The sequence below is a fragment of the Streptomyces sp. NPDC041784 genome (assembly GCF_055591025.1).
Map to the genome: position 1 here is coordinate 1 of NZ_JBVJAB010000048.1, position 3764 is coordinate 3764.

Sequence of the window (3764 nt, forward strand, 5' to 3'; positions counted from 1 at the left end):
CGAGAGGACCCTCAGTAAGTCCCATCGTTGCAGGTCAAGAGCACTTTCCGTTTTCTGATCAGCCCTCGGACAGCCTGCTTCGTGAAAGCGCGAGGTTAAGGAACACCTGCCAGACACCGGCCCGCCAACCCGCGGTTCCCAAACCCGTTGCGCAGCTCGGCGGCACTTGCACGACAGCGACTGACCTGCACAACCACACTGCGGGTCCACGGCGTGGAGGTTAAATCTCAAGTTCAGCTTGTTCTTTATCTACCAAGATCTGCCAGGTTTGCCGATGGCTTTGAGGGTCTCGGGGCGTTTGACGGTTTTGCCGACGTCGTAGCGGGTGGCGGGTCGCCGGTTCTTCGAGCCGAGGGGGCGTCCGGGCCCGGTTCCGGTCGGTTGAGGAACACGGGCCGGGCAGAGCAGGTGGGCGCGGATGTTCCTGAACCCGCGGCGGACCCGGGCCGGGGTGAGGCTGTCGGGCTTGGCCGGCTTCTCCCAGGGCCGGCGCAGATCGGTGGCCAGCGGCCGGGCGAGGCGAAGTTGGGTGTGGGCGACGACCAGGAGCCAGGTCCAGCGGTCCGCCGCCTCGGGAGTACGAACCTTCGGGGTGGTCCAGCCGAGCGTCTGTTTCCCGAAACGGAACGTGTGCTCCAGATCGAATCTCCTGAGGAACACCTGCCACCACAGGTCCACGTCCGCCGGGGCGGCGCCGGTCTTCGAGGACCACAACCACACCGGCGGGGCCTCTCGTTCCTTCGAGAGGTGCTCGACTTTCAACCGGACCAGGCTGCCTTCGACGATGGGGAGTTCCCCATCGTGCTCCAGCCAGGCCGAGCGGTGGGTCAGTCTCGGGTGGACCCGGTTCCACGCCTGGGCTTCGGCCTTTCCGTAGTTCACCGTGTCGGTGGTCGTGGTGATCGCCGGTTCGGGCCAAGTCTCGGGCTTGGCGAAGCGGAACTCCGGCCCGTGCTTGGGCGGCCGACCGTTGACGCCGTGCATCCTCCGTGGTTTCGGCAGACGCATCACCCGGTCGCTGCATATCCGCCCGACCAACTCGACAGGGAGATCCCGCAGCACCCAGGCCAGACGGGTGACGTCGTAGCCGGCGTCCATGACGATCGTGATGTCCGGGTCTCCGGGCGTCCACTGGCCGGCTGCGATGAGCCGTCTGCCACTGCCCTCAGCTGGGCGGCGGTGGCCGCGGTTGCGTCGTCCTCGGGCCCGAGGCGGACCACGTCCAGGATCCCGGTCCACGACGTGGCGCCGGGCTCCAGGACGGCGACTAAGGAGTACGGCCAGCCCGGGATGAACTGCGACGCAGACTTCGCCCGCCCGTAGACGTGGCAGAACAGCCTGTCCGCCGAGCATGGCGCGTCGCGACAGCAGCCGACGGCCGCCCTCGTCGATTGCGACGCAGTGGTGGTGAGTCTTGCCGGCATCGATGCCGGCCCAGATCGCGGCCATGTGGTGCCTCCGTGCGGTGTGCTGCTGATGCCTCCCGACGGACGACCTCGCTGTCGATTCCCTACGGAGCGATCATTCGCAATTCCTAATTGGCAGCCGAGTCGTCGTGGGGCGTCGGGCGGCCAATCCGGGCAAGCCACAAGCGGCAGAAGCGTGAAAGCCACACCCGACGCCCCTGGGCGGGTCAACCATACGAAGGGCTCACCGCGTCCCGCAGAACAACGTAGGGAAGCGTGACGCCTCCGCGAACGCTTCCCTCCGGACAGCATCAGCCAGCAGACTCACCCTCACGGCCTTCGTCGTAGTCACGTGCACCTTAGTCGGAGCACATGATCAGACGAAGGCCGCCCAGTGTCCGGCGAATGCCCAGGTGAGCGACCTAGTGCGAGACGTCGTTCGATGCCGGATGTCACATCGATCCAAACATGCCGTGGCGAGTACGCTCCCCACCGGACTCAACAGCGCGTCCCTCGACTCACCAGTCGATCTCTCCGTCCTCGTCTACGGAGGGATGGGCGACGGAGTCGAGCCAGTCGGTCCGATCGTGGTGTTCCATGGCCTCGGCCACCTCGTGGAGCCAGGTTCCAAGGCTCGGCCACCCCAGGAAGTAGGCATAGTCGGCATGCGGTGCGCGACCGAGATGGTCATGCCACAAGCCCGGGCCCGCGTCGATGAAGTGCTCATCGCCATCGCCACCGGCGAAGGGGATCCACTGCGTTCCCCACCAAGGGGTCTCCTGCTCGTCTGGGTCGTCCTCGCCCTCCCAGATATTCATGCGCCTCTGTCTCACGTCGGCGATTGCATCCGCGGAGTACAGCGAGCCGCACGGCAATATGCCGAGATAGGACGAATCCCCGTCGTGGCACAGCAGTGACGCGCGCAGGTCGGTGGGAAGACGTACGCCCAACGCGACTTCAAGCTGGTCGACGTCATCTGGCGAAGCCGGAGGAGCAAGCTCTGCGAGTCGAGCGGGCGCATGCCGGGCCAGCCATGTGTCGATGCGCTGCCAGGAGGCGGCAACGGGCGGAATCACCGGCGTGATGCCGATCAGAGGCGGCTGGATCATGAGCTAAAGCATCTCACCCGGGGTCAGCAGCAGGCTGAGAGGTGCAGGTTAATGGCGCTTCTCATGTGCTTGGGCGGGCTGGAAGATAAAGAACAAGTTCAGTGCCTGTTCCTGAAGCGGGCATGCCATTGGCCAAGTGTGGCCGTGCGTCGTTCGTGCTGGTCGGCCGCACACTGGACGGCCTGTGCAGGCGTCAGTCAGGCAGGGGCTGTGCCTTGGTCCTCCTTGTGGCGGCAGTGCTTTGCGCGGCGGGTGTGGTGCGGCGCCTTCTTCGCGGCCGGTGAAGAGTTCCAAGAGGGCGCGGACGCGCATGTCGGCCTCCGCTGGGTGCCGGAACGATCCGTCCAGGTGAAGGTGTACTGATTGCGTCGCCCGATGCGTTCCCGATGCAGGTAGGCGGCCTGTTCAAGGTCGGTCCCGATGGCCAGGACAGTGCGTTCGGTGATCCGGCATGGTGCGGCGATGTCCCGTAGCCGTGCGGTCGGGTCGCCGGCAAGGGTCAGCAGTACCCGTGCATGGCTGGTCAGGAAGGTCCACCGTTCAGCCTGGCTGTTCATACCGCTCGGCGCCTTCACCACCCTTGTCGGCGACTCGCCGCGGACACCGTCCGGAACTGCCGGAAATCCGGCTCGCCTATTGTCCCGGACAGGGTGCTGTGCCGCAGCCGGCGCGACGGTCGCTGTTTGGTGTCCGCAAAAGACGAAGTGGCCCGGAACGCCTGCGTTCCGGGCAGCATGCGTGGGCGGCAGCCGCGAAGCCCCCGGGGGGAGCCCTCAAGGCATAGCCGTTTCAGGCCGTGGCCGTCGGGTCCGCCGATTGGGCGGTGCGGCGGTATTCGGCGTTGATGCGCTGGGCTTCTTCGAGCTGGTCTTCCAGGACGATGATGCGGCAGGCGGCCTCGATGGGGGTCCCGCGGTCGACGAGTTCCCGGGCGCGGGCGGCGATGCGCAGCTGGTAGCGGGAGTAGCGGCGGTGTCCGCCTTCGGAGCGGAGCGGGGTGATGAGGCGGGCTTCGCCGATGGCGCGGAGGAAGCCCTGGGTGGTGCCGAGGAGTTCGGCGGCGCGGCCCATCGTGTAGGCGGGGTAGTCCTCGTCGTCGATACGGCCGAACGAGTCGTCTGCTGTCATCTGCACCTCTCTGTGGAACGCGTCGAGGGGGACTGGGGGCGGACAGGAAAAAAAAACACAAAGAAACGCTCCCCCACCTACCGACACCGAACAAGAGGGAGTCCTTTTTTTTTCCCCCCCC

At 66.2% G+C, this 3764-nt stretch carries 3 protein-coding genes and 1 pseudogene; all 4 read right to left on the reverse strand.

Going from position 1 to position 3764, the window contains the following annotated elements:
* Positions 1-249: 249 nt before the first annotated feature.
* Positions 250-1361 (reverse strand): annotated as a pseudogene (locus ACZ6D7_RS44275) (NF041680 family putative transposase); the annotation flags it as partial.
* Positions 1362-1924: 563 nt separating this feature from the next.
* A complete protein-coding gene (locus ACZ6D7_RS44280) occupies positions 1925-2515 on the reverse strand; it encodes an SMI1/KNR4 family protein (protein ID WP_469503840.1) in 591 nt (196 codons plus the stop codon).
* A gap of 197 nt (positions 2516-2712) precedes the next feature.
* Positions 2713-3072, reverse strand: coding sequence for a hypothetical protein (locus ACZ6D7_RS44285; protein WP_469503842.1), 360 nt, complete (start codon positions 3070-3072; stop codon positions 2713-2715).
* Between the two features lie 232 nt (positions 3073-3304).
* Positions 3305-3643, reverse strand: coding sequence for a MerR family transcriptional regulator (locus ACZ6D7_RS44290; protein WP_469503845.1), 339 nt, complete (start codon positions 3641-3643; stop codon positions 3305-3307).
* Positions 3644-3764: the final 121 nt, after the last annotated feature.